Genomic DNA, 5341 nt, shown 5'->3' with positions numbered 1-5341 from the left:
CATGCGCCGCGGTCGCAGCTTCAGCCCCACCAGCGCACCGAGCGCGTCCTCTGCGGGTCCGCCCACCGCGCGGCGGCGACGGGCGGCCTCGGCGATCCGCGCGCCGTCGGGAAGGCGGGACGTCGCCTGCGCCGTCACCACGTCGACCCAGCCGTCGATCGTGGCGATGAGGTTCTCGAGTCGGGTCAGGGCCTCGCGCTGCGCTTCGCTCTGCACGGGCAGGAGCGCGCCGCCCTCGATGGCCGCGCGCAGTTCCTCGGGGTCGGAGGGGTCCAACCTGCTCGCCACGTCTTCGAGGGCGTCCACGTCGACGGTCACACCCCGAGCGAAGTCCGTGATCTGCGCCATCACGTGCAGGTGCAGCCACTTCGCGTGCCGGTAGAGCCGGGCATAGGCGAGCTCCCGGGTGGCGAGATAGAGCGCGATCTGGTCTTCCGGGATCTCGAGGCCGTCGCCGAATGCCGTGAGGTTCTGGGGGATGACGGCGGCCGTTCCCGCGGGGAGCACGGGGATCCCGACGTCGCCTCCGGACACGACCTCGAGCGACAGGTTGCCGAGCACTTGGCCGAACTGGGCGGCGAACACCGAGCCGCCGAGGCCGCGCATGAGCTTGCCCGCGCCCTGGACGACGCTGCGCATCTCCTCGGGGACCTGCGTATCGAGTGCGGAGGTGAGCGCGTCGGCGATGCTGGTCGACACCGGGTCGGCGATCTCCTTCCACACCGGCAGCGTCTTCTCGACCCATTCTCCGCGGGTCATCGCAGTGGGCGCCTCGGAGAGCTCGGAGATCGTGGTGGCCTCGCCGAGCCACAGATTCGCGAGGGAGAAGGAATCCGCGAGCGAGGTGCGGGAGCCCTCGGTGATGCCCTGTCCGTCGCGGTTGGCGATGAACAGGGCCTGCCGCAGCGCGTTCTCCCACGGGTCGCCGCCGAACGCGCCCTGGAGCTGCGACATGATCGTCTGCATCATCGCGGGGTCGAGGGTGAAGCCGTCCATGCCTTCGAAGGCACCTCGAAGCGCTTCGGGGTCGATGTCGCCACCGCCCTGGTTCGCGAGCATCCTTCGCAGGAACTCCTGGAAGTCCTCGGGGGTGGGGTCGTTGTCTGCCATGTCGCTCGCCTCTCAGCAGGTCTGAAGCCGTGGCCTCTACGCTAGTCACAGGTTTCTGCGCGCGAACCCGATGCGGGCAGATCGGTGTACGCCGCCCGCGAACGACGGAGGAATGCAGTGGATCGAACGCGGTCTGGAAAGCTCGGACTCGGAGTCTGGGCGCTGGTCGTCGCACTCGTCGCCCTCGTCGTGCTGACATTCCTGCCGTCGCCGTACGTGATCCAGCGGCCGGGTCCGGTCTACGACACCCTCGGCACCGCGACGGACAAGGAGGGCGACGAGGTTCCCCTGATCAAGGTCGAAGGCGCCGAGACGTTCGAGACCGCGGGCACCCTCGACCTCACCACCGTGCAGGTCGTCGGCAACCGGGAGCGCACCCCGAGCTGGTTCGAGCTGGCGCTGGCCTGGATGGACTCGTCGCGCGCTGTCGTGCCGCTGGACTCGGTCTTCCCCGAGGGGGTCACGACCGAGCAACGCGACGAGCGCAACGCCACGCTGATGGTCGACTCGCAGCACGAGGCGACGGCGGCCGCGCTCAACGAGCTCGGCTACGACACGGGCGCAGAGGTCGTGGTCGTGGATGCGGTCGCCGACTCTCCGGCCGACGGCACCCTCGAAGCCGACGACGTGATCACCGGGATCGACGGCACGGCTGTCGAGTCGGCGACGGAGCTGCGGGCCGCGATCCAGAAGGCCGGGGGAGACCCGGTGACCCTCACGGTGCTGCGCGACGGCGAGGAGCAGAGCGTCGAGGTGACCCCGGAGGAGCACACCGAGGGGGGAGTGACGACCTGGCTGATCGGCGTCACGCTCCGCACCGACTACGACTTCGAGATCGACGTGACGATCCAGCTCGACAACGTCGGCGGCCCGAGCGCCGGGATGATGTTCGCGCTCGGCATCATCGACACCCTCACCGAGGGCGAGCTCAACGGTGGGGAGAATGTGGCCGGCACCGGAACGATCGACGCCGCCGGCACGGTCGGGCCGATCGGCGGTATCCGACAGAAGCTGTACGGTGCGCGTGACGCCGGAGCGGAGTACTTCCTCGCCCCGGAGGCCAACTGCGACGAGGTCGTCGGGCACGTTCCCGACGGGCTGCAGGTGATCCGCACGGCCACGCTCGACGAGTCGCTCGCGGCGCTCGAGGTCATCGCGGACGACGGCGACGTCGCCTCGCTGCCCACCTGCGAACGCGTCGCCGGCTGATCTTCGGGAGCGGCCGTGACCTCGCCGTGATCGGGATGACAGCCCGCGCACAGTGAGCGATGCCTAGGATGGAAGGGTGACCTCACCCTCAGCATCGAATCCGGCCACGCCTCGAACGTCCCGACGTATTCTCGGCATCTCCCTGGTGATCATCGCCGCCTTGATCGCGGTGTTCTTCGTGTTCGCCTCCCTGTACACCGAGTTCCTGTGGTTCGATCAGGTGGGCTTCACGGGGGTGCTCACCACGCAGTGGATCGCCACGGCGGTGATGTTCGTCGTCGGCTTCCTCGGGATGGCCGTGCCCCTGTTCGTCGCGATCCAGCTCGCGTACCGGTTGCGCCCGGTCTACGTGCGACTCAGCTCGCAGCTGGACCGATACCAGGAGGTCATCGAACCCCTGCGCCGTCTGGCGATGTGGGGGATGCCGATCTTCTTCGGACTGTTCGCCGGGTTCGCCGCCGCAGGGCAGTGGAAGACCGTGTGGCTGTGGGCCAACGGCGTTGCCACCTCGAGTGTCGACCCGCAGTTCGGCATCGACACCGGCTTCTACATGTTCGCGATGCCGTTCTACTCGATCCTTCTCGCGTTCGTCTCGGCCGTCCTGCTGCTGTCGCTTCTGGTCACGGCGCTCGTGTCGTACCTCTACGGCTCGGTGCGCATCGGCCAGGGTGAGCTGCGCATCTCCAAGCCCGCTCGCATCCAGCTCGCCGTCATCGCGGGGCTCTACCTGCTCGTGCAGGCGGCGAGCCTCTGGCTCGACCAGTACAAGACGCTGGTGCAGCCCGACGACCGCATCACCGGTGCCGCGTACACGGGAGTCAATGCGACCATCCCCGGCCTCGCGATCCTCGCGATCATCGCCGGCGTCGTCGCGATCCTCTTCTTCGTCACGGCCGTCATCGGTCGCTGGCGCTTCCCGCTCGCGGCCACGGCACTGCTGATCGTCGCCGCACTGGTCGTCGGCGTCGGTTACCCCTGGGTGGTCACCACCTTCCAGGTGAAGCCGAACCAGAACGCCTATCAGGCCGAGTACTACCAGCGGAACATCGACGGCACGAAGGAGGCGTACGGGGTCGCGAACCTCGAGACGACGCCTTTCGCCGCGAAGACCGATGCCGAGGCCGGCCAGCTGCGCGCCGACGCGGAGACCACGGCGTCCACACGCATCATGGACCCGAAGGTCATCCCGCCGACCGTCCGTCAGCTCGAGCAGTACCGCGGGTACTACCAATTCCAGAAGACGATGGACGTCGACCGGTACGAGATCGACGGGAAGATGCAGGACACCGTGGTGTCCGTGCGTGACCTCGACATGTCGGGTCTCGGCGACGGAGACAACTGGAACAACCGTGTCGCCGTCTACACCCACGGCTACGGCCTCGTCGCGGCCGCGGGCAACCAGCGGACGACCGACGGTGAGCCCGTGTTCCTCGAGCGCGGCATCCCGACCTCCGGGTTCCTGTCCGACCGAGAGAACTTCGAGCCGAGGGTCTACTTCGGCGAGAACTCGCCCGAGTACTCGATCGTCGGGGCTCCCGACGGCTCCGAGCCGGCGGAGATCGACTACCCGCGCGGCAAGGACGGCTCGAGCGAGACGAAGACCACGTTCGAGGGCAGCGGCGGTCCGCAGATCGGCGACACGTTCACGAAGCTTCTCTACGCGTTGAAGTTCCAGTCGGAGCAGATCCTGTTCTCCAACCTGGTGAACGAGGAATCGCAGATCCTGTACGACCGTGACCCGAAGACCCGCGTGCAGAAGGTCGCTCCGTACCTCGAGCTCGACAGCGACCCGTACCCGAGCGTGGTGGACGGTCGTATCGTGTGGATCGTCGACGGCTACACGACCAGCTCGACGTACCCGTACTCGACGAGCGTCAGCCTGTCCGACGCGATCGCGGACTCCAACGTCCCGTCACCGACGCTCGCCATCGATGACATCAACTACATCCGCAACTCGGTCAAGGCCACGGTCGATGCCTACGACGGTTCCGTCACGCTCTACGCATGGGATGACGAAGACCCGGTGCTCAAGACCTGGCAGAAGATCTACCCGTCGACGCTGAAGCCGATCAGCGACATGTCGGGCGAGCTGATGAGCCACGTGCGCTACCCGACCGACCTGTTCAAGGTGCAGCGTGACGTCCTCGGCGTCTACCACGTCGACAAGGCCGGCTCGTTCGCTCAGCAGGACAACCGCTGGCAGACGCCGAATGACCCGCGCAGCGAGGCGATGCTGCAGCCGCCGTACTACCTGACGATGCAGATGCCCGGCCAGGATTCGCCGCGGTTCTCGATGTTCTCGACGTTCATCCCGAACTCGCAGGGCGCGGGCGGAAGCCGTGACGTGCTGATGGGCTACCTCGCGGTGGACTCGGATGCCGGTTCCGAGAAGGGCAAGAAGGCAGAGGGCTACGGCCAGCTGCGCATGCTCGAGATCGACACCGACACCACGGTTCCCGGTCCCGGTCAGGTGCAGAACACCTACAACTCCGATACGTCGGTGGTTCCCCAGCTCAACCTGCTGCAGCAGGGTGAGTCCGAGGTGATCTACGGCAACCTGCTGACGCTGCCCGTCGGTGGCGGTCTGCTCTACGTGCAGCCCGTCTACGTGCAGTCGTCCGAGGGAACGCAGCTGCCGCGTCTGCAGAAGGTGCTGGTCGCCTTCGGTGACCGGGTCGCGTTCGAGAACACCCTCACCGAGGCGCTCGACACACTCTTCGGCGGCGACTCCGGTGCGACCGGTGGTGACGACGAGGTCGAACCCACCGAACCCGGGACAGAGGATCCGGAGACCGGAGAGACGCCGACAGAGCCCACGCAGCCGACGAACGCCGAGGCGGACGCCCTGGCCTCGGCGCAGGAGGCCCTGATCGACCGTGAAGCGGCACTGAAGGCCGGTGACCTCGCCAAGTTCGCCGAGGCCGACGAGCGCCTCACCGCGGCGGTCGAGAAGCTGCTACAGCTGGAGTCCGCAGCGGGGGAGTGATCACCCCTTCGTCACGGAGAGCAGAATGGGGGCCCC

The 5341-nt window shown here is 67.4% G+C and carries 3 protein-coding genes; 2 read left to right on the top strand and 1 reads right to left on the bottom strand.

Going from position 1 to position 5341, the window contains the following annotated elements; translation table 11 throughout:
• Window positions 1–1110 (bottom strand): zinc-dependent metalloprotease (locus ACNPM4_RS14205; protein WP_448986084.1); only part of this gene is annotated, 1110 nt, incomplete at its 3' end.
• A gap of 117 nt (window positions 1111–1227) precedes the next feature.
• On the opposite strand from ACNPM4_RS14205, the gene ACNPM4_RS14200 reads away from it, so the two are divergent.
• Both ACNPM4_RS14200 and ACNPM4_RS14195 read left to right on the top strand, forming a co-directional pair.
• Window positions 1228–2319 carry a YlbL family protein gene (locus ACNPM4_RS14200; RefSeq protein WP_262000659.1) on the top strand — a complete coding sequence of 364 codons (1092 nt, stop codon included), beginning with the start codon at window positions 1228–1230 and terminating at the stop codon, window positions 2317–2319.
• 76 nt (window positions 2320–2395) lie between these two features.
• Window positions 2396–5305, top strand: coding sequence for a UPF0182 family membrane protein (locus tag ACNPM4_RS14195; protein ID WP_105709616.1), 2910 nt, complete (start codon window positions 2396–2398; stop codon window positions 5303–5305).
• The last annotated feature ends 36 nt before the right edge of the window (window positions 5306–5341 follow it).

Source organism: Microbacterium umsixpiens, from assembly GCF_053543675.1.
Note: the sequence above shows the minus strand (reverse complement) of the source record. Positions and strands in the feature narration are given on the sequence as shown.